We start from the raw sequence: 224 nt of genomic DNA, 5'->3' as shown, positions 1-224 counted from the left end.
TATTATACTAATACGCTTGAAAGAAATACGATTAATGCTGTTAATACTACTGCTCCGCTTGCTGATCCTAAGAAGTCACCTTTTGTTACATTTAATACTTGCTCGTTGTTCATAATTTCCATTCTCCCTTCTCTTTTTTGTTACAAAACTTCTATTATACTAATACGCTTGAAAGAAATACGATTAATGCTGTTAATACTACTGCTCCGCTTGCTGATCCTAAG

General features: G+C 33.5%; 2 protein-coding genes. Both read right to left on the bottom strand.

From position 1 onward, the window contains the following. Window positions 1-2 precede the first annotated feature (2 nt). Window positions 3-113, bottom strand: coding sequence for a DUF3948 family protein (locus BAQ49_RS13460; protein ID WP_001058532.1), 111 nt, complete (start codon window positions 111-113; stop codon window positions 3-5). A gap of 41 nt (window positions 114-154) precedes the next feature. Beyond that, the coding region (locus BAQ49_RS32270) for a DUF3948 family protein (RefSeq protein ID WP_116733457.1) at window positions 155-224 on the bottom strand (70 nt) is incomplete at its 5' end.

Origin of the sequence: Bacillus proteolyticus (assembly GCF_001884065.1) — a bacterium.
Taxonomy (GTDB): Bacteria; Bacillota; Bacilli; order Bacillales; family Bacillaceae_G; genus Bacillus_A; species Bacillus_A proteolyticus.
This window is presented reverse-complemented; position numbering and strand designations above follow the sequence as displayed.

Coding starts and splice junctions, on each gene's coding strand:
- BAQ49_RS13460 (WP_001058532.1), bottom strand. CDS start 113: ATGAACAACGAGCAAGTATTAAATGTAACAAAAGGTGACTTCTTAGGA.